This window comes from Pseudomonas syringae (genome assembly GCF_021606685.1).
Taxonomy (GTDB): domain Bacteria; phylum Pseudomonadota; class Gammaproteobacteria; order Pseudomonadales; family Pseudomonadaceae; genus Aquipseudomonas; species Aquipseudomonas syringae_R.
Genome location: NZ_WKCB01000042.1, coordinates 15,643 through 36,032 on the forward strand (window position 1 = coordinate 15,643; position 20,390 = coordinate 36,032).

Annotated in this window: 18 protein-coding genes and 1 pseudogene; 10 read left to right on the forward strand and 9 right to left on the reverse strand. The window is 57.4% G+C overall.

Annotated elements, in window-relative coordinates; all coding sequences use genetic code 11:
* The first annotated feature begins 125 nt into the window (after nucleotides 1-125).
* Entirely contained in the window at nucleotides 126-560 is a 435-nt protein-coding gene (locus GIW02_RS16690) for a DUF2846 domain-containing protein (protein WP_236414337.1), read from the forward strand.
* Nucleotides 561-693: 133 nt separating this feature from the next.
* Here GIW02_RS16690 and GIW02_RS16695 read toward each other — a convergent pair whose 3' ends face one another.
* The gene (locus tag GIW02_RS16695; RefSeq protein WP_236414335.1) at nucleotides 694-1,185 is read right to left on the reverse strand and encodes a DUF6998 domain-containing protein; all 492 of its coding nucleotides are present in this window, start codon (nucleotides 1,183-1,185) and stop codon (nucleotides 694-696) included.
* 519 nt (nucleotides 1,186-1,704) lie between these two features.
* On the opposite strand from GIW02_RS16695, the gene GIW02_RS16700 reads away from it, so the two are divergent.
* Nucleotides 1,705-2,334 carry a hypothetical protein gene (locus GIW02_RS16700; protein WP_186765479.1) on the forward strand — a complete coding sequence of 210 codons (630 nt, stop codon included), beginning with the start codon at nucleotides 1,705-1,707 and terminating at the stop codon, nucleotides 2,332-2,334.
* A gap of 267 nt (nucleotides 2,335-2,601) precedes the next feature.
* On the opposite strand, the gene GIW02_RS16705 is transcribed toward GIW02_RS16700, so the two are convergent.
* Nucleotides 2,602-3,603: a DUF5677 domain-containing protein gene (locus GIW02_RS16705; RefSeq protein WP_236414333.1), complete on the reverse strand. Its 1,002-nt coding sequence runs from the start codon at nucleotides 3,601-3,603 to the stop codon at nucleotides 2,602-2,604.
* Nucleotides 3,604-4,070: 467 nt separating this feature from the next.
* Nucleotides 4,071-5,627, reverse strand: coding sequence for a methyl-accepting chemotaxis protein (locus GIW02_RS16710; RefSeq protein WP_236414331.1), 1,557 nt, complete (start codon nucleotides 5,625-5,627; stop codon nucleotides 4,071-4,073).
* Nucleotides 5,628-6,311: 684 nt separating this feature from the next.
* Here GIW02_RS16710 and GIW02_RS16715 point away from each other — a divergent pair.
* Complete coding sequence (locus tag GIW02_RS16715; RefSeq protein ID WP_236414375.1) at nucleotides 6,312-6,476, forward strand: hypothetical protein; 165 nt, start codon at nucleotides 6,312-6,314, stop codon at nucleotides 6,474-6,476.
* A gap of 20 nt (nucleotides 6,477-6,496) precedes the next feature.
* A pseudogene (locus tag GIW02_RS16720) lies at nucleotides 6,497-6,688 on the forward strand (AraC family transcriptional regulator); the annotation flags it as partial.
* Nucleotides 6,689-6,694: 6 nt separating this feature from the next.
* On the opposite strand, the gene GIW02_RS16725 reads toward GIW02_RS16720, so the two are convergent.
* The gene (locus GIW02_RS16725) at nucleotides 6,695-8,128 is read right to left on the reverse strand and encodes a hypothetical protein (RefSeq protein WP_236414329.1); all 1,434 of its coding nucleotides are present in this window, start codon (nucleotides 8,126-8,128) and stop codon (nucleotides 6,695-6,697) included.
* A 1,026-nt stretch (nucleotides 8,129-9,154) separates the two neighbouring features.
* On the opposite strand from GIW02_RS16725, the gene GIW02_RS27355 reads away from it, so the two are divergent.
* On the forward strand, nucleotides 9,155-9,355 hold the full coding sequence (locus tag GIW02_RS27355; RefSeq protein ID WP_236421947.1) for a hypothetical protein: 201 nt from the start codon (nucleotides 9,155-9,157) through the stop codon (nucleotides 9,353-9,355).
* A 79-nt stretch (nucleotides 9,356-9,434) separates the two neighbouring features.
* Here the strand turns inward: GIW02_RS27355 and GIW02_RS16735 are convergent, their stop codons facing one another.
* From GIW02_RS16735 to GIW02_RS16750, 4 genes are all read right to left on the reverse strand, one after another.
* Complete coding sequence (locus tag GIW02_RS16735; RefSeq protein WP_236419430.1) at nucleotides 9,435-10,007, reverse strand: hypothetical protein; 573 nt, start codon at nucleotides 10,005-10,007, stop codon at nucleotides 9,435-9,437.
* Between the two features lie 659 nt (nucleotides 10,008-10,666).
* Nucleotides 10,667-11,224 carry a hypothetical protein gene (locus GIW02_RS16740; protein WP_236419428.1) on the reverse strand — a complete coding sequence of 186 codons (558 nt, stop codon included), beginning with the start codon at nucleotides 11,222-11,224 and terminating at the stop codon, nucleotides 10,667-10,669.
* Nucleotides 11,225-11,306: 82 nt separating this feature from the next.
* On the reverse strand, nucleotides 11,307-12,911 hold the full coding sequence (locus tag GIW02_RS16745) for a glycosyltransferase family 39 protein (RefSeq protein WP_236419426.1): 1,605 nt from the start codon (nucleotides 12,909-12,911) through the stop codon (nucleotides 11,307-11,309).
* An 87-nt stretch (nucleotides 12,912-12,998) separates the two neighbouring features.
* Nucleotides 12,999-13,964, reverse strand: coding sequence for an arsenic resistance protein (locus tag GIW02_RS16750; RefSeq protein ID WP_236419425.1), 966 nt, complete (start codon nucleotides 13,962-13,964; stop codon nucleotides 12,999-13,001).
* Between the two features lie 172 nt (nucleotides 13,965-14,136).
* Here GIW02_RS16750 and GIW02_RS16755 point away from each other — a divergent pair, with 172 nt between their 5' ends.
* The 3 genes from GIW02_RS16755 (at nucleotide 14,137) to GIW02_RS16765 (ending at nucleotide 16,704) form a co-directional block, all read left to right on the forward strand.
* A complete protein-coding gene (locus tag GIW02_RS16755) occupies nucleotides 14,137-15,051 on the forward strand; it encodes an alpha/beta fold hydrolase (RefSeq protein ID WP_236421948.1) in 915 nt (304 codons plus the stop codon).
* A 170-nt stretch (nucleotides 15,052-15,221) separates the two neighbouring features.
* Nucleotides 15,222-16,286: a PDDEXK nuclease domain-containing protein gene (locus GIW02_RS16760; RefSeq protein WP_236416348.1), complete on the forward strand. Its 1,065-nt coding sequence runs from the start codon at nucleotides 15,222-15,224 to the stop codon at nucleotides 16,284-16,286.
* A gap of 4 nt (nucleotides 16,287-16,290) precedes the next feature.
* Nucleotides 16,291-16,704, forward strand: coding sequence for a hypothetical protein (locus tag GIW02_RS16765; RefSeq protein WP_236416346.1), 414 nt, complete (start codon nucleotides 16,291-16,293; stop codon nucleotides 16,702-16,704).
* A 141-nt stretch (nucleotides 16,705-16,845) separates the two neighbouring features.
* Here GIW02_RS16765 and gabP read toward each other — a convergent pair whose 3' ends face one another.
* On the reverse strand, nucleotides 16,846-18,237 hold the full coding sequence (gene gabP, locus GIW02_RS16770; protein WP_236416343.1) for a GABA permease: 1,392 nt from the start codon (nucleotides 18,235-18,237) through the stop codon (nucleotides 16,846-16,848).
* A gap of 555 nt (nucleotides 18,238-18,792) precedes the next feature.
* Here gabP and GIW02_RS16775 point away from each other — a divergent pair.
* Together GIW02_RS16775 and GIW02_RS16780 are read left to right on the forward strand one after the other, a co-directional pair.
* A complete protein-coding gene (locus GIW02_RS16775; protein ID WP_017738342.1) occupies nucleotides 18,793-19,566 on the forward strand; it encodes an ABC transporter ATP-binding protein in 774 nt (257 codons plus the stop codon).
* A 13-nt stretch (nucleotides 19,567-19,579) separates the two neighbouring features.
* Entirely contained in the window at nucleotides 19,580-20,332 is a 753-nt protein-coding gene (locus tag GIW02_RS16780) for an ABC transporter substrate-binding protein (RefSeq protein ID WP_236416340.1), read from the forward strand.
* Nucleotides 20,333-20,390: the final 58 nt, after the last annotated feature.

The following is a 20,390-nucleotide window of genomic DNA, read 5'->3' on the forward strand; positions in this document are numbered from 1 at the left end:
CAGAGTGCGCTCAGTATCACGAAGCCTTCCCACGGCCAAAAGGCCGAGTTATAACGAAACATCGCCACAACGCTGTCTCACCACACACAGCGCCCTCTTTCATGGACATCAAATAAGGAAATTCAATGAAAAGGATTGCCAGCGCGCTCGCGATTGCTGCCGCACTTCAAGGTTGCGCCTCAGTACCTATGGGTGATCCTACCCTTGACGCAGAAATGAAGCGTTTCGGCACGCTCCCGGATATGTCTCGGATTTACATCTATCGCAACGAGAATATGGGGGCAGCGATCAAAATGACGGTTACCGTCGACGGCCGAGTGATTGGCGCTACAGCAGCCAATACTTACCTAGTTGCGGAGGTTCCTGCCGGCCCCCACACAATTGGTTCCGACGCTGAAAATCTGACCATGCTGAAGGTGAACGCCCAACCAGGGAAAAACCTTTACGTGTGGCAGGAGGTGAAAATGGGGTTTGGTTATGCCCGGAGCCAACTCCATCTGGTGAAAGAAGCCGAAGGCCGCGAAGGCGTGCTTGAGACCAAACTTGCGGGTTCACTCTAAATCAAAGACAGACGATACGGTCTCACTCAGACCAAATCGTCTGTTTCGCCACATCGCTGGTAACCACTCTGGTAACCACCAAAAGTAACCACATACATAATTGTCATCCACCAAAGCAATTTCAGCCACGGATTCAACGAGCCCAACGTAATCGTGCTATCGCCTTAAATTGGGGGATGCCGACAGACCCCCTCTCATTCCGAGCTTTTGAACCAGGTCTAGTCAGCAACTCCTCAATAGCTGGGCGCTCTGCCTCGTAGATCGCGAATGCGTTCAGGTCAGCATCTAATAAAACCAACTGGACAACATCGAATGGCTGCCTGAGGTCAATGGAGCCCACTCGGCCGACAACTTTTTTCAAATTGGCAACCACCCGCCCTTTTATCTGTATTTGGACCGCCCCCCCTTCCCTTATTTCTGTGGCGTCGTAACCCGCTGTACGCGCCGCGTGCAGATCCAAACCAAGAATCGCAGCAGCTTCGCACTCGGCAATTTCGCCAGTGATACCTAGGGGCTTTCCGGTCAACTGCTGGTATCGGGTGGCAAGTCGTTTGGCCTGCTTCAGAAGTTCAATTAGCTCCACACGGTCAGAGTCAGTCGGTGTGCGCAAGTTGGGTTCGGTCATGGTGTATTGCTCTTAGTTTTTGTCAGCAACATATCTTGGCCCGCGCCCTATCGTTATACGTCTTGGTCGGAAGACCTCACCGTCAAATACTACCCTCGCGCTTAACTGACAGTATTCGGGTTTCTCCAAAAAGATGAGTTGCGTGCCCGAATGTCCTCCCGACCTGAACAATTGCACCTCCCCGGACGAAATTTTGCCAACAGGCCGCGAGCGCTGCCATCTGCCCCTGGCCGGTCTGATCCCAACATTTCTCAACATCGTGACAGACCCCGCACTCGATCCAATGTCAGGTTTTGTCAGGTTCTCGACCTGAAAAAAGGTTAAGTTTTGTTAAGTCGCCAGCGCTGACCAGATCGGGCGGTATCCACTTTGGTATCCACGGTTTACACACCACCCGAACCGGGTACCGCCAGTAAGAGCTGTCATTGGTGCTGATGCGGATGGAGGTCGACCTTTGAGACTACTGATAACATTCGCCTTTCCCTGCGTGCCGTCTCTCTCAAACAAGGAATGTTCCCAATGAGAACCTTATACCTGATGTTTTTATCGATCACCCTTGCCGGCTGCGCAGGCGGCATAGCTAGCGGTACGGCACCTTCAGTGAAGTGGGTAGCTAACTCTAAAACCGATAGCTTTACGGATGTATCCAGCTGCGCTGTAACTGTTGGATCTCTCTACACCTCGAATGGGGTGTTTACCATGACGAACAAGTACTACCCCTACATTGAGGTAGTGAACGGAGACCTCCGAGTAGGTGTGAAAAGCGGCGGCCGCTTCCTGATCCCGGTCGGCGACGTCCAGCTCAGAATCGATCAGAACAAGGCATGGACGATCAGCACCAGCGAAACCCCGCTGGACTATGTGCCCGAGGGCCAGCTCAAAGCGATGCAAGCCTACGCACCGAAAGATCCCCAGCAGCAACAAATAGTGGAAAACGCCTACAAGACTGCGATGGAGGCTACAGCTAGGTCCATGTCGCCGTTTACCGCGTCCACAGGCGAGAAGGCTCAGTCAATTCTCAAAGAGATGCGATCCGGCAAGACGCTTATCTATCGTACTGTTGGCCTGAATCAAGCGGCGTCTACGACCGGGGAATATGTACTGGATCAGTCGCTGGAGGTCGCATTGCGTCAGTGCGGCATCCAATAAGCGCAGGCATCCGGGGTTCTCGCGCATCGTTTCGCGTACCTGGTCAATGCGCGAAGCCCTCCCCAGGTAAGGTTTCACGCAGCCTTCACGCGGCATATTCACGCACTGGGCCGCGTGATGGCCAGGCGGCCTACAGATGCTGTCTAGCCACAACAAAGGCTCGTTTATGACGCATGCTACAACTCGCTAGTGGTAATCAGATCGGGCGGTATCCACTCTGGTATCCACGGTTTGGAAGGTATCAATTAGCGATGAACTGAGGCGCGTTTAATCGCCTTCGGGTTCTCCGTTCTGGGCGGCTGGTCCCGTTGCAGCCAAATCCTCTAATGCCTCTAGCGTCTCCCTGTACAGGCTTTCCAGCCATTTCCACGCTGTTGCTTGAAATAGATCGCGCTGATTCTGAGGGTATTCATTAGCGATGACAGAAAGAGATCCAACCAAACTGAGCCCGCAGAACATTAGGGGCTGTGCCAGCCCCTCATTAGACGGACCAGTAAGAAGTATGTTTTTCCGGCTGAGATACAGCCCCATGTTGTTATCCAGGCTATCCGCGCCTGTGTGAACGTATTGGCTCGCAAGCTTGTATTGCGGCCTTAGAGACTGATACCCAGAAAGCTCCTCCAATTTGGAGAAAGTGATTTTCTTGGTGTCAGGAAGAAGGACTTTTGCCCATCCGTTTTCACGGTCAAAATCGGAGCCATGTTTCTGAATTGCGCGATCAAATGCCTCCTGAAGCTCCGTCATTACCTCGGCTGATATCGGCGGTTCACCAGTAACCTTGCTGTGTGCATTAAAAAACTCAGCTGCTCGTAAACCTAGAACTGACTGGAAATCTTTAAAACGCTCTGACAGCGAGTTATCTGCATTACCCAACAGAGAGAGCACTACGCATGTCTCATGCATAGCCCGCCAGCGGCTGAACCCGCCTTCTGAGTATCCGCCTGAAAGAGAGTTATGGATTTCTCCGGATAGCTGAACAGAACGCGAAAATAAACGAGTCAACACATTAAATTTTACGTCGGATGGCAACTGTCCGTTACGTTGCTCCTCTATCAACTCAGACAGAATTTCTTGGCACATCAACGTGAGACTTCTAAGTCTGCCTAGCGGTTTTCCCCAGGTTACGGACAGCCTTTCGCGGAAACCGGAGAAATCTGAATGGTCTCCGGAGAGCGTCTCCTCGAGCCGCCCCTCCAATCTCTGTTTGAGATTTTCCGCTTCGCGTTGGAGAACGGTGTCTACGTCAGCGGATGATTTCTTCAGCGTCATGTGCCTTCAGCTCTTTAAGGAATGGGTTGGCCGCTTTCGACATCCTGAGCAGATGGTCCCATTTTTTAATCGCTGTTAATACCGCCCCATGCCCTGGCGACAACAACTTGCCGCAGCATGAACACACAGTAAGTACGCACGGTTGGTACGCATTCGGGTGCTTAGCGGCAGCAAGTTCGCACTGAGGTTCGCACGTCTGGTTCGCAACCTCTAACGCGAACCAGGCCGCCAACCTGTTATCAAAAGTTATGGTTGCCAGGCGATGGTTTCCACTGTGGTTTCCACCAAAATCAGGTGTTTTGACTGGCAACCTAGCCGTTGGCTAAACAAAAATCACGGATGTTTTATGTAAAGCGCTACACCAGGCAATGAAGCGCTACATGTAATCACCCCCGCAATGCAATGCTCGCGAAGCTTCAATCTATTCCTATGCTGGCTAGCTGATTGGGGAGCGCTTTAGATCAGCCCTATAATCGAAAGCGCTTAACCAAATCGTCAAGTTCATGACCTAAGCGTGCCAACTCGATACTTGAGGCGGCTGTCTCATCACTAGCTCCAGCGGTTTGTTCAGAGATATCACGCACGTTCAGCACGCTACGGTTGATCTCTTCAGCCACTGCGCTTTGCTGTTCAGCAGCTGAGGCAATCTGTTGATTCATCAACTGGATTGTAGACACCGTGCGGGTGATATTTTCCAGAGATGCTCCGGCACGACGAGTTAACTCAACACTGCTATCACTCAATATACGACTGTTCTCCAGAACGGCGGATACCTCTAGAGTGCCGCTTTGCAAGCTGGAGATTAGTTTTTCAATTTCTTCGGTGGATTGCTGGGTACGCTGCGCCAGGCTACGAACTTCATCGGCAACTACCGCAAAACCTCGTCCAGCTTCACCCGCTCGCGCTGCCTCAATGGCGGCATTGAGAGCGAGTAGGTTGGTTTGTTGTGCAACCGCTTTAATAACATCGAGCACGCCGCCGATTTTGTCGCTTTCCTCTCTGAGATTACTCATAGCCACGGTGGAGTTGCCGACTTCGATAGCCAGGCGTTCGATTTGAGCCACGGCCTCACCAACAACTTTGTCTCCCTCCTGAGCTTGCCGATCTGCGGCGGCCGCGGCGTCAGAGGCTTCTTCAGCATTACGCGCTACCTCTTGCACGGTGGAGGTCATTTCGTTCATGGCTGTAGCAACTTGATCGGTTTCGACTTTCTGGTTATTCACACCCGCACTGGTCTGCTCAGTTACGGCTGACAACTCTTCGGCAGCACTAGCGATCTGTATGACACTAGCGCCGATACCGCCAATCAGTTCGCGCAAGCTGGTGGTCATCTTTTGCAGGCTTCTCTGCAATTGCCCCAACTCATCGCGACGGTTGACCTCTAGATCCTGACTTAAATCGCCTGATGCAATACGATCGACGTCCTTGAGGACATGCTGCAACGGTGTAACGATTTGCCGGGTAATAATCCAGGCCGCGACGGCGCCGAGCAGCAACGCCAGCGCAGCGATACTCGCAAGCAGGGTTTTAGCAAAAGAAGAATCGGCCTCGCGCTTGGCGGATTGCGACGCTATCAACTGCTGCGCAGTATTGAGCAAGATTTCGCCTTGCTCACTCATTCGGGCAAACACTGGAGTCAGGTCGGCTCCCGCTTGGCTTAAAGCACGTTGGGCATCGCGGTACACATTAACTGCGGCTATCTGCTTGTCAATCAGCGCCAAATCGCTGGGAGAGGTCAGATGAGCACGCGCAGTGTCCAAATGCACAGTTAGCTTCTCAAGCGTCTGAAGAATCAACTGGGCACCATCTCCCTTGCGGTTGAGCTCTATTTGCAAACGATGAACGCGCAAGTCCTTGGTCATCTCGGCGACGCGAGCAATACTCTCAATCTTGAGGCCCCGCTCATCAAGACTATTGATTGCTATCCAGCCAGTGAGAGCGAGCAGAGAAGTTAGCGCCAACACCAGGCCGAAGCCAAAACCGAGTTTCGTACCTATACGGATATTGCTGATCCAGTCGAACATACATGCTCCAAGCAGCAGATTGCGTTTACCTACGGATACCTATCGGCTAGCTCACCGCTAGGCTGAGCAACAGAATATTGCGGGATGTGTCACGAGGATCAGAGGCTCATCCCCCTACCTGATCGCCAACGCCAGTTTGCGAAACAAACGCCATGACTGAACCACCGCCAGCGATTTGAATGTCAGATTTCTGCGTGTTGAAATCGACACTCAGTGTAGGAATCAACACTGAGTGTCGAGCGCGCGAAGGTGATGGGGTATGCCTGTCTCTGGTGACCGCTACTTTGACCACGCTTTGACGGAATGTAAGGCAGGCGTCAGACCAAAACCGCGCCGGGTGGGCGTCTGAGGCTTATCGCGTGGCCAGCCCGTCAAACAAGCGCACCTTGACCGCTGATACCCCTGACAGCCCCCAGACGGATACGGCGCTTTCGGCCCGGCTACTTTTACCCGGCTTTTACGGAGTCGCTGGTAAATGTGAGACAGGCATGAGACGGATTCGGCAAGCGTGGCCGCCTGAGAACGCTCATCGGCCAATGCGGGCGGGGCTCACGCATTAGATGCGGGGAAATCCCGTATCACATCGCCAGGCCACTTTGCCGCCGGCAGACGCAAACCACGTAAAGGTGATTCCAGGCATTCGCGGCGCCGGTGCTACGCTCTCTCGAAACACGGAGAGCCACCATGACGGATACCAAACTGATAGCCAGCCTGTTCGACCGCCTCAATCAAAACCAGCTCGCCCTGGGCGCCGCAGTGGAGGAGCTTTCCAACTGGGTCGAACAGCGCGGATCGGCAGACATTGCCATAACGTGCGCGGCGCGCTGGAAACGCTCGACGAGAACCTAGAGGTGCCCTACCGGCGCGACGAAGTGGCACCGCCGGTGATATGCCTGGTGCCGCCGAGCATCGTGCTGGTGGCCCAAGGGGCTAAGCAGATGTGGGCGGGCGGCGAGGGTTTCCCCTACGACACGGGGCGTTTTCTGGTGACGTCGCTGGACCTGCCGGCCAACTCCGAAGTCACCCTGGGCAGCCCGGAGCAGCCTTGCCTGGGCCTGAGCGCGACATCATGGCCTTGCGGGAGCGGGCGGTGGTGTCCTGACGCCGGGCGAGGGCGCCGCTACCTCACTGAACACCACCCCCATCTCGGTCAGCAACTCGGCGCGGGTGGCGGCCGAAGAGTCGCGGTAACCGCTCAGGTCACGGTATGCCGTCAGCGCCTGGGTTGTGGCCAGATCCCTTGTCCCTTGGCGCCATAGCCAGGGCAGCAACTGCAACCGTGCCTTGATCCGGTCAGAGGGGCGGTCGGCCGGCAGCTGGTCGATCATGGCCACCGCTTGGGGCAGCAGTGCTGGCTCGGGCTGTTTCAGGCCCGCTTGCCGGGCCAGGTCCAGAAGCTTGACCAGGGTGCTGATGTCTTCAAGGCTGCGCGGCGTGCCGGCGGCGGGTTCCAGGGCCTGGAATGCCTGCCGGTAGCTGGCGCTGAAGTCCTGGTGGGCTTGCCACTGCAGTTGAGCCACCTGCTGCCAGGCGCTGGCCTGTTCCAGCGCAGATTGCTTGATCGGGCGTTCGGCGAAATAGCGCGCGGTGGGCAGGTCATTACGCTCGCTGGCATCCTTGATGAGCTTTGGCCACAGGCGGGCGCCGTAATGGGTGTTGCCGTCCTGGGGCGCGGCGGCGAGCAGCGCATAGGCTTGGTCCGGGGCGCCAGTGATAGCCAGGCGTGTCATGTTCAGATAGGGCGTCAAGGGCTCTGGCAGCGAGGCTCTGCCGGCCTTGAGCGCCAGCAGGTTGAGCTGGCTGAGGACGTAGCCTTTGCGCGAGTCGCGCAGTTGACCGGTGGCCTCGATCCCTTGGTCGACAAAACCCAGAGCCTGGGTCTTGTCGCCCATTTTCAAGGCCAGCTCGGCCAGGCCGAGCCAGTCGAAGGCGGCATTTTCCCGCTCGCGCGCAAGGGCCTGGGTCACCGGGCCGATCATCCAACTGCGGGTATGCTGCGGGCTGCGCTGCATCGCGTAGATCATCCGGTCGTAACTGTCGAGCTTGTGCGCATACTCCAGCGCCAAAGCAAGCAACGCACGGGCCTGAGTCTCGTCGCCCGCTCCGCAGTAGTGCAGTGCCAGCCACATGAAGGCCCCGGTGCTGGCGGTGCTGTCGCGCTCGGCCTGTTGCCGGGCAATGTCCAGCGCCTGACCCAGCAACGCTTCACGGCGCGCCGCGCTTAGCTGTGGCAGCTCTGCCACTTCCACCAGCCGATAGGGCTGCGAGCCAGCATAAAGACCGGCGATGGTCTTGAGGGCGTCATCGACAAAACCGGCCCTGGCCTGGATCAGCGGCAGTGATGAATCGATATTTTTCTCCTGGCCAGCCTCAAGCAGGACGGCACGGGCCGCCTGATGCCAGTCGTGGCGGGCGATCAGGGCCTCGGCATTGCTGGCATGGGCAAGCAGTGGCAGGCAGGTGAGCAGCAGGGTGGTCAGCGTCCGTGCGAGGGTGTTCAACGGCGGGTCTCTGAAGGTCTAACGAGTAGGGTGGCAGACTAGGTTTTGTACGTAAAGTGCCTGCGCTCGGCCATGCTGCGTTAAAAACCGGCTCGGAATACTCATTTACTCCAGTAAAGTCGGCCGCGACTCCGACCGTTCCTCGCCTGTTTTTGCCTTGCCTGACCTTCGCTCGCCGACTTTTCGTACAGAACCTAGTGTTCATTCGCCAGGGCATTGCTGAGCTGACCGTCGCCGGCAGCCTCGGCGAGGTATGACACTCGCCAGAATTCTGGACAGGCATTGGACGGGCTGAGAGGTCACAGATCATCCAGCTCGGCCTAGAAGGCAAAGCCACCAAGGCCTGGCGTCAGATCGGGTAAACAGCCGGATAGCCGAGTCGTCCAGAAACAGGGGCGAGCCGCGAAAGTCACTTGCGGGACAAGTAGCACACGATCGAACCCGGCAAACGCGGCCATAATCCTTGACCAGCCTTGACGAAATTCTTGACAGGTCTTGACGGATTTATCCAGCGCCGTCAGCGGTTGGCGCTCTGAAAGCCACGCAGTTCAAGGCTTTGCGAGCATTCGGGCTGCCTGACCAGCACCAGCCCAGTCTAAAATTCGGGAAGCGGCCGTCAAGGTGGGTGTTCGATCAATATCCTGGCGCGATGGGGTGGTGAAATACCGGGCCAGAAAAATGCTTAGCGCGCCAGGCAATACTAGACAGGCACTAGACGGATTCCCGACGACAGAACAAGGGTCAGTTGCCCGCAGCCCAAGCAATGCGCCGCTTCCAACATCAAAGATGGCGTGCTGGCGCTAGATGCTCGTCTAGTATTTTCCGGGGCTTCCAGCGACCTGACAGCAGGTCGGAGCAGGTGGTGAACGAGTCGTTCACCCTGGAGCGGAAACCGGTCGGCCTGCCAGCTTGGCGAACCCCCGGATTCCAGGTAGCTGCTCACGTTCCGCTGGTAACATCTGCAGGTCATCGGCTGGCCCCGCTTCATTCCGGCGCCAGCATCAACCGCGCACCGAGGATAGAGCCGTGTCCGTTATTGACTGTGATTATCTACCCGCCGATAAGGTAGCGTTTCCGCCGGAGCTGGCGCTGCTGATTATCAGGAAGGCCAGCGCAATGGCGGCGGCACTCGAGGAGCAGGCGCTCGACCAGCTCACGAAGGACGCCCGGCGTGCCCTTTCGCGGGGAGCTGAGCCAAGGCGAGTCATCAGGGAAATGCGGTTATAGCGCGGCCCGCAGCAACTACTGGGATCTTGGTAGATTTCCCGCACCTGCCCTACCGAAATGGGAGTTCAGCCTAGCCAGGTTAATTGATGGGGATCGCCTTCACGATATTGAACAGCGAGAACATTTTTCCGGCCTGAAGGTACGCGAGAAGTATCAGCACATAGGCCGCCACGACTAACGATACGGCGGACCACTGGCATACGTCCCCCGCCCTCTCGTGCCACTTCAAGCGCTCAGCGAAAAAGTATTGCGCCAGGTAAGTAAGGGCCGTCGCTATACCCGTGGCGAAAACCGCCCAACCAAGCAATGTCATGGTCAACGCAAGAGCCTCAAGCCCTTCAGGCTTTAGAGCAGACCAAGCAGACCCTGCAAACGCTAGCAGCGCCGCAGCGGAGCCCCCTGATACCAGGAAACATGTTTTCAAGGCGTTGGTACTAGCCTCCCAGCCAGACCTGACCATCTCAATGTCCCACTGATGCGAATGCTCGGCATCTTGGAGCTCTGTCTCTGGAGAGCCGGCGTTTTGCATCGCATGCGCTTTGAGCTGTTCTAGATACTTATCCAGCACGTCGACGTTGACGGTCGTAAGCCCTTTTCGCTTATTGTTTTTCAGATCGGTCTGAAGAATTTCGATCGCTTGTTTAGCATCCATTCCAACTGACTCCCATGATTTTGACGAGCTGGATCATATCAGCCGCCGATTCTGGAATTGTCAGGGAGGTGCGCCGTGATGTTGGGTTAGTTCCTCCCGAATCGTCATCACCACCCCGATACGGGGTGGTGCTTGCGCGAGGCGCTGGTAATAACGCCTCTGTGAGGTGGAATCGCCACACGGCGCCAGCACCATCGCCGCAAGAGTTTGACGATGACTCCTCAAAGTGAGGAGTGAGATAATCGGACCACTTTTGAACAGGTCCATCAAAGGAGTGGTGATGATGACCATACCTTTATACACGCAGCGGGTTTATCGAGATGGGGTTACCACTCGTCGGGCATCGACAGAGGAAATCAGCACGGTTTCGGTCGCCGCCGACAGGTTAAAAACAGAGCCGCATTCTAAAAAGAGAGTAGATTTGTGAGTAGATTTATATATCGACCAAAGACAAACCCTTTAAACACGTGACCTGCAGCCAGTTGTTCGATTCCGTCTCTGGCACCACTAATTAGTTTCAGGTGGTGCAAACGTCATCTGAAACACACAAAAAACCCGCCTAGTGCGGGTTTTTTGTTGCCTGAAATTTGACCCGCCTGAAGTGCAATGTCACAACCACTCAAACGCCCAAATCGGCTCACGCTGCCCGCTCAACGGCATCAGGGCCGATACAACGGGAACGCCTCTATCAGCGGCACTATTTCCCGACCCGTCTCTATCGCGCTTTCCGAGGGATCATTCGGTCTTGGAATATTCCTGGCAAAGTGAAAGATGATGGTCTGCCCGGTGGTCGCGTCCTTGTAGTACTTGAAATAACTGATTTCCGAGAATTGCCCGTCTTTGCGCAATGAGGTGGGATAAAACTGCATCGCATAATCGATTCCGGTTTTATTGTCGGTCAGCAGGATCGCGGGCTGGTTCGGATTGTCTTGCTGGTGAAGCTGGATGGCGCGCTTGGCGAGGTCGAGGGGTTTGAAGCGGTTCATCTCGCGAGGTACGACGGTAAAGTCCAGCATTTCATTCCAGGTATCGACACTTTCCTCTGCCGGGAAATACTCCCACAAGCCCGCCTTTTGGAATTTCAGGACGAACGTCTTGCCGCCGAATACCACGGTTTTGGTGTCGGCAATTGACGGGCTGGACATATTGGAGGTTTGCGGCGTGGTGCAGCCGCAGAGCAGGAGGAAGGCGGACAACACAAGTAATGTGGCTTTCATTTCAATCCTTGAAAAGGTACGTCAGTGTATTTTGCGCAAGCCACAGTAGCCCAACGCATCACTGAATACTGCCTCTAACAGGTCACTTCAGCAAAAACACCCTCAACGGATTGTCATTCAAGCGGCCTTCAAACCTCGGCGCCAAATGCTCCAGGGGTGTGCCCTTGAGCAACGCGGCTTGTTTACGCGCCACAATCACCCATGACGGCCGAGGCAATGCATCCAACCGCTGGGCCTCAGAGGCGCCAACAAACACCGGCTGCTCATCGTGATCCAGGTTCATCATGTAGCGCACCGCCCAGGTATCTCGCCCCAGATCGACAAACACCAATGGTCCAGGCTGCGCCGCGCGAAGCGCCTCTACTCGGCTGACAAACTGCCGGGTGTCGAACTGCAAGTCCTTCGACGGCTCCACCACCGCCACCAGCAGTGACCACTGCGCCACCAGCGCAATCAGGCTTAGCCACACCAGCCGCCCCGCCCGGCGCCAGGCGAGCAGCGCCGCCACTTGCAGCAGCACTAGCATGCCAATCAGCAGCGGTAGCGAAACGTCAGGCCAGTAACCGTGCTTCTGCCAGCCGTGCCGGCAGACAAAGACCACAACCACGCACAACGCCGGCAGCGCGGCGATCAGCCCCTCATAGCCTCGACGTACGCCCGCGAGCCAGCCTTGCGCCTGGAGCAGCCCATAGGCGGCGACAGCGGCAAACATCGGCACCATCGGCAAGATGTAATAGGCGCGCTTGAAGTGCGGCACCGACAGGCCAAGCAGGATCATCAAGCCGCAGGCACCCAGCCGCACCACCAGCTGCAGCGGGTCATCGAACCGCTCAGGCCAGCGATGACGCAGCGCAACCATGGTCGCCAACGCCAACGGCACCACGGGGAAGTAACGGTACATACTCAGTTGGAAGTAGAAATAGAACGGCTCGCCGGTTTCATCGAGGCGCCCGCCCACTTGCATCTTGAACACCTCATCGGCAAACGCGTCGCCGCCACTGATACGCGCCAGCTTCACCAGCAGCCACCAACAGGCCGCCAGCAATACCAGACCGACCATGCCGTGAACCAACACCTGCCTGACGCGCTCCCCTGGGCGGCCCAGCGCCCAATACACACAGACCACACCGCAGACCTCGATCAACCCCAGCGGCCCGCGTATCGCAAAACCCAGGACAAACAGCGGGAACACCGCGAGCTGCCGCCACCGCGAGCCGAGCCGCTGCCCACTGTGCAGCAGGTAGAAACTGCCTACGCAAAGCAGCGCCACCATCTGATCCAGGCACACCGAGCGCGACTTTTCGAGCAACTGGGTTGTGAGCAAGGTCAGCAACACCGTGAGCAGAGCCCAATGGCGCTCATACGCAACCAACAACCGATAGATCAGCGCCACCACACCGGCAGACGCCAACGCCGTGGGCAAGATATTGGCCAAATGGTTAGGCGCGCCGAATAACCGGGCAAACATAAAACTGAGAAACGTCGCTGTACCGGGGTAATCCGCGTAAGGCTGCCCATAGGTAGTAGGGAAAAGACTCGCGCCATGGCGAAACATTTCCTGCAGGAACAGCGCCCAACGCCCGTCAAAGCCCTGAGGCTGCTGATCCCAGATGCCCCAGGTAAACAGCACCAACGCAAACAGGAAAATGCCCAAGGTTTCCAGGCGAAAGCGGTTGCGATGATCCATCGATTGACCTGTCAGGTGGGGAGCGCTGGCCTATGGTGCCGAGCGCACTCCTGAATAGCGCCTGAACAGACCTGAACATTCGCGCGTTTACCGACCTGCGGGCCACACCCACTTAGGGATCAGCCGCACGTAAAGCAACTCGCCCATCAACTCGACCAGGGTTTGCAGGATCACCGCCGTCGCTGCCAACCCGCGCACATCTTCCGGCAGCGCCAAGGCCAGGGGCAGCACCATCAGCGAGTTACGCGTTGACGCGCTGAACATCACCGCCCGTGCCGTCAACGCTGGCAATGCGAATAGCCGCGCAGCCAGCGCGCCCAGCAGCGGCGCCAACACCAGAAAGCCGATATACACCGGGATCACCGGCAACAGCAGGTGGATATCGCGCACCACCGAGGTGATTTGCGAGGCAATCACCACAAACAGCACCAGCGCCATGGCCGGTACCGGCAGCCAGGCCCAGGCGGTGTTCCACGCATTGATCAGCGCTGATCTGCGCGCCAGGGAACCAGTGATCACCGCCAGCACCATCGGCACCACGATCAGCAACAGGAACGCCTCGACAAACGGCCCCACCGCCACCACCACGTCGGGTTGCTCGCCCAGCATAAGACCCAGGTACAGCGGCAACAGAATCAACTGCAGCAGCAACAGCACCGGCGTTGCCGCCAACATCAACCGCGAGTCGCCCTTGCCGATATGGGTAAACACCACCACGTAGTCGATACACGGCGTGAGCAATACCAGCAACGCCCCCACCAACAACGCCGGGCGCCCCACCAAGCCACGGGTGAGCGCCCACACCAGCAACGGCACCAGAATGAAATTGGCCAGCAGCAACGCCGACAAAAAACGCTTGTTACCTAAGGCCTGGCGCAGGTCCAGAAACGGGATTTGCAGGAACATTGCGTACATCAGCACTGCGATCGCCGGTGTAACCAGTGCGCCGAGCGTGTGCGCCCCTGAAGGCACAAGCAAACCGAACAGCGCTGCCAGGAGGACCGCGACGAAGTACACAGGAATCTGGTGGTGTTCGAGGGTGTCACGGGTCATGGACGTGCTCAGATCGATCAAAGGTTCGCCAGCCTAAGCATCCAAGCCAATAAGGTCGAGCATCGTGAAAATCCGCGCACCTGTGGCCCGCCAAATTTGCTAGTTTCGATGTCCGATAAAAGCGCGTGCGCCTCCAAGGCCACCCATAAAAAGCGCAAGGACCCAACTGACCATGAACCTGCCGCCCCGCCCCACGCCCGAGCCCTTCAGCGAACTCACTGCCGACAACCACACCATCGGCGGCTTTACCTGGCGCCACTTGCGCACCGACCTCGAACGCCCGGTGGTGATCATCAACGCCGCCACCTCCGTACGCTGCCGCCACTATTCGCGTTTCGCCGACTACCTGTTCGCCAATGGCCTCGACGTGATCACCTACGACTATCGCGGCATCGGCGAGTCCCGTAGTGGTTCGTTGCGGGGCTTCAAGGCGTCGTGGTCGGATTGGGGCTCGCTGGATTTCGAGGCGATGCTGCTGCGCGCGCAGCGCGAGTTTCCTGGCCAGCCGATAGACGTGGTCGGCCACAGCTTCGGCGGCTGCGCAGCGGGGCTGGGCACATCCGGCGCGCTGATCCGACGGATCGTGACGGTGGGCGCGCAATTCGCCTATTGGCGCGACTACGAGGCCAGCCGGCGCTGGCGGATGTTTGCCAAGTGGCACGTGGTGATGCCGCTGGTCACGGCACTGTACGGATATTTCCCCGGCAAGCGTCTGGGCTGGCTGGAGGACACGCCGGCAGGCGTTGTGCGGGACTGGAGCACACCGACGTCCAGATACGAAACGCGACCAAGCGGGCGCGCCCTGGCTGGCTTGCCCTTCAGCCGCGTCAAGGCGCAGATGCTGGCGATCAGCATCACTGATGATCCATTCGGCACTGTGGCCGCGACTGAACGGCTGCTGGGTTACTTCGACGGCTGCGAACGCACTCATCTAAGGATCGCCCCTGAGGAAATCGGCGAAAAACAGGTCGGTCATTTCGCATTTTTTCGTAGCGAATACCAGGATCGGTTGTGGCCGATTGCACTGGCGTGGCTGCAAAACGGCGAGCTGGAGCCCAGCGTCCCGGGTCAACAGTTGGCGAGCTAAATTACCTCACTGAACCTTCATCAATTCCTACAAGATCGCCCTTACTCATCGGAATGCCAGTGAGGGAAATAACTGAGACTCTTCTTCGCCCAACCTTGAGTCCGCTAGCGCGAAGAACCTTATGAAGACAACTCCAGCGCCTTCCATGGGTGACCCACAACTCACCCCCCTTGCTCGCAAGCATCGTCGAGCTCATTCGCACGGCGCGCCGACAAGCGTTGCGCAGCGTAGATACATTACAAGTGCTGACCTGCTGGCAAATCGGGCGCCATATCGTCCAATTTGAACAACAGGGAAATGCACGCGCCATGTATGGCAAAAAACTTTTACCTACTTTGGCAAAAGAGTTAACGAGACATTACGGAAAGGGGTTCGACACAACCAACCTGCGACATATGCGCGGCTTCTTTCTGGCGTTTCCAAAATACGACGCAGTGCGTCGCGAATTGAGCTGGACCCACTATCGCACGCTTCTACGCGTAGAAAATTCCGAAGCCCGCCAGTGGTATATGCATGAATCCGCGTCCCAAAACTGGACCACGCGTGCATTGGAGCGCCAAATTGGCACGCTCTACTATGAGCGATTGTTAACCAGCCAAGATCGCATTGCAGTCAAGACGGAGGCAAATGCCAAGCTCGCAAGCCTGAAGCAAAGCCCCAGGGAGTTCGTTCGCGACCCAGTACTTCTTGAGTTTCTCGGTTTACCCAATGCGGGCGCAATTCTGGAAAGCGATATAGAAAAAGCACTGATTGAACAATTGCAAAATTTACTGCTGGAGCTGGGCAAAGGGTTCGCTTTCGTCGCCCGCCAGCAACGAATCAGTACCGATAGCAAGGATTACTACCTTGACCTTGTTTTCTACAACTACCTGCTCAAGTGCTTTGTAATTTTCGACATAAAACGGGGAGAACTCACGCACCAAGACATTGGCCAAATGGATATGTACGTGCGCATGTACGACGCCCTCAAATGCGGTCCAGAGGACGGCCCGACGGTAGGCATCATTTTGTGCTCTCAAAAAGATGCCTCGGTAGTGCGTTATTCAGTACTGGAGGGCAACGAACAGCTGTTCGCCAGCAAGTACAAACTGGTGCTACCCAGCGAAGAAGAACTGCGTGCCGAACTGGAATTACTGACGGAACGCGCCCTTGGCGAGGACCTGCTGCAGAACCCCTTGGGATTTCCCCCAACCTGCGCTTCAATACCCTACCCAGATCCTGACCCAAGGACGTGAGCCCATGGCTTCGCCGAACAAACAGCAAAAACGTGCCCACCGGGCGAAGGCCAAGGCCAAGCAGAACCGTACCCAGCGCGCCGTCGCCAGCAAGCCGGATGCGTTCGCCGGCGATGACAGCCGTATTGACCTTGAGTCGGTGGACCTGACCGAGCTGTTCGTGGAGATGCGCACCGCTGGCGAAACCAGTCAGCAGGCGCTGTGCGCAGTTTTCCTGGCGCACCCGCTGTTGGCGCTGGTGCTGGAGCAGGAAGGTGAGGAAGAAGCCACCGACTTTATCCTGGCGGCCCTGATCGAGTATCGACAGTGGGCTACCGACAGCGACGATGAAGCCGCTGCACTGGCGTGGATCGAGTCGCCGGAGTTCCAGGCAGATTACGTGGCGGCGTCTCAGGCGCTGACAGATTCGGCAGACTAACGCAGAACCCAATGTGGGAGGGGGCTTGCTCCCGAAGGCGGCGTATCAGTCAAGGAGATGCCGACTGACACACCGCTATCGGGAGCAAGCCCCCTCCCACACTTTGAACTGCGGCGCCATCAGGCACCGCAGTCCATCACATCAGTTAAGTACCGCAGCACCCGCTCTCTGGGCCTTACGACGGCTCGACACCAACAACCCCGCCGCCACCACCAGCAAGCTCAGAACGCCAGTCGCGATGATCTCGACCCGGTGCGCTTCCTGGAACAGCATGATGGTCAATGTGCCGACGATGAACACCATCACCGCGTAGGTCAGGCCGGGGAACAGCCACATCTTGAAGACAATCTTCTCGCCCGCCGCTGTGCGTTTCTGGCGCATGCGCAGTTGCGACACCGCGATCACCAGGTAAACCAGCAACGCGATGGCACCGGAGCTGGCCAGCAGGAACTCGAACACCGCCGCCGGTGCCACGTAGTTGGCGAATACCGCCAGGAACGCCGCGCCCGTCGACAGCAACACGGCCCAGTAAGGCGTGCCGCTCTTGTTGGTGCGCTTGGCCACGGCCGGTGCATCACCGCGACGACCGAGCGAGAACAGCATGCGCGAAGCGGTGTACAGCGCCGAGTTCAAGCAACTGGTCACGGCCACCAAGACCACCAGGTCAACGATCAGCTTGGCGTTCGGGATGCCCATACGCTCGAGCACGGTCTGGTAGGAACCTACCGCCGCCAACGTCGGATCGTTCCATGGCACCAGGGACACCACGATGAAGATCGACAACAGGTAGAACAAGCCAATCCGCCAGATCACCGAGTTGGTGGCCTTGGTGATTTGCTGGCCCGGGTTCTTCGATTCCGCCGCCGCGATGGTGACGATCTCGGTGCCCATGAAGGAGAACATGGTGGTCAGGATCGCTGCCAACACCGCGCCCATGCCGTTGGGCATGAAGCCTTGGGTGTCGAACAGGTGCGAAACGCCGCTGACCTGGCTGGTCGGCAGGAAGCCGAAAATCGCCGCCAGACCGAGGATCACGAAGCCCACAATCGCCACGACTTTGATCAGCGCAAACCAGAACTCGAACTCACCGTAGTTCTTCACGCTGAACAGGTTGGTCGCGGTCAACAGCAGGGTGATGATCAGGGTAAAGGCCCAGATGGCCACATCCGGGAACCAGGCATGCAGGATGGTCGCAGCGGCGTTGGCTTCCAACGGAATCACCAGCACCCAGAACCACCAGTACAGCCAGCCGATGGTGAAGCCGGCCCAGTGGCCGATCGCGCGGTCAGCGTAAGTAGAGAACGAACCGGTGTCCGGCGACGCCACGGCCATTTCGGCCAGCATGCGCATCACCAATACCACCAGCGTACCCGCAGCGGCATAGGCCAGCAGTACGGCAGGGCCGGCGGCAGCAATCGCGTGGCCGGAGCCAACAAACAAACCGGCACCGATGACGCCGGCAATCGACAGCATGGTGACGTGACGCGGTTTGAGCCCCTGTTCGAGGTCATTGGAGCTTTGCGTACTACTCATTGACACACCTTTACGAGGAATTGCGAAAACGGTCCGCCCGGCCCGGGATCTCTCTCGTGAAAAGAAACCAACAGGGCGTTCTTTATTTTTTACGCAAGATTTGCGCCAAAATGTTACAGAGCCGCGATTGACGCGGGCTGCAGCAGCGTCGAGCGACAATCGCAAGTCATTGAGAACAATGGCATTCCGCTATAGCGTTACCGTGCGACTCACTTTCAAGACGGATAAACGCACCATAAACACACACAAAAAGCACGTGACGCTCCATAAGAGGGCTGATATGGACCGTTTGCCCGGTTAACCCTTCCAACCCCCGGCCAAAGCTGGCACCATCGCGCCCTTTTTTACGCGAAGCCTGCGGTTTTCCGGGTTCAAACGGTTGTTCGGTTGTTGATGGCGCGACACGCTGCTGTGCCGATGCGACACCCTGCCGCACACCGCCCGTTTACCGCTGGCCGCGCTGTTGGCTGCCATCAAGACGCTATGCTAGCTTGGCGCCTCGCCAGGAAGGCGGCCCAACAGCGTCGAACGCAATGAACACAATGAGGACCGCACATGGCCGAGGCCACGCCCGCGCTTGAAATCCGCAACTTGCATAAACGCTATGGTGAGCTGGAGGTACTCAAAGGTATCTCGCTAACCGCCCGTGACGGCGACGTGATCTCGATCCTGGGTTCCTCCGGTTCCGGCAAGTCCACGTTCCTGCGTTGCATCAACCTGCTGGAGAACCCGCACCAGGGCCAGATCCTGGTGGCTGGCGAAGAACTCAAGCTCAAGGCCGCGAAAAACGGCGAGCTGATGGCCGCCGACGGCAAGCAGATCAACCGCCTGCGCAGCGAAATCGGTTTTGTGTTTCAAAACTTTAACCTGTGGCCGCACATGAGCATCCTCGACAACATCATCGAGGCGCCGCGTCGTGTGCTCGGCCAAAGCAAGGCTGAAGCCATCGAAGTGGCCGAAGCCTTGCTGGCCAAGGTCGGCATCAGCGACAAACGCCACGCCTACCCTGCGCAATTGTCCGGCGGCCAGCAACAACGGGCGGCCATCGCGCGCACCCTGGCGATGCAGCCCAAGGTCATCCTGTTCGACGAGCCCACTTCGGCCCTTGACCCGGAAATGGTTCAGGAAGTACTTAATGTGATCCGCGCGCTGGCCGAAGAAGGCCGCACCATGCTGCTGGTCACCCATGAAATGGGCTTTGCCCGCCAGGTGTCCAGTGAAGTGGTGTTCTTGCACCAGGGCCTGGTCGAAGAGCAAGGATCGCCACAGCAGGTGTTTGAAAACCCGCTTTCGGCGCGCTGCAAACAATTCATGTCCAGCAACCGCTAACGGAGCAACATGCATGCAGAACTATAAAAAATTCCTTCTGGCTGCGGCCGTCTCGATGGCGTTCAGCGCCACGGCCATGGCAGAAACCTTGAAAATGGGGATCGAAGCGGCCTACCCGCCCTTCAACAATAAAGACGCCAGCGGCAACGTCGTCGGCTTCGACAAAGACATCGGCGACGCGCTGTGCGCCAAGATGAAAGTCGAGAAGTGCGAAGTGTATGTGTCCGACTGGGACGGCATCATTCCCGCCCTGAACGCCAAGAAGTTCGACTTCCTGGTGTCCTCGCTGTCGATCACTGATGAGCGCAAGCAGGCCGTCGACTTCACCGACCCGTACTACTCCAACAAGCTGCAATTCATCGCGCCAAAAGCCACGGCCGACTTCAAGACCGATGCCGCTTACCTCAAGGGCAAAGTGATCGGTGCACAACGCGCGACGCTGGCCGGCACCTACCTGGAAGACAAGCTGCCGGAAACCGACGCCAAGCTCTACGACACCCAGGAAAACGCCTACCTTGATCTGACCTCTGGCCGACTCGACGGCATCCTCGCCGACAAGTACGTGCAGTACGAGTGGCTCAAGAGCAAAGACGGCTCCGCCTACGAGTTCAAGGACGACCCGGTTGTAGAAAGCGACAAGATCGGTATCGCCGTACGCAAGGGTGACCCACTGCGCGAGCGCCTGAACAAAGCCCTGGCAGAGATCAAGGCAGACGGCACCTACAAGAAGATCAACGACAAGTACTTCCCGTTCAGCATCGAATGACCTGAACGGCCTGACCGGCGCGCTCAACTGAGCGCGCCGGCTTTGTGCACTGCCTGCC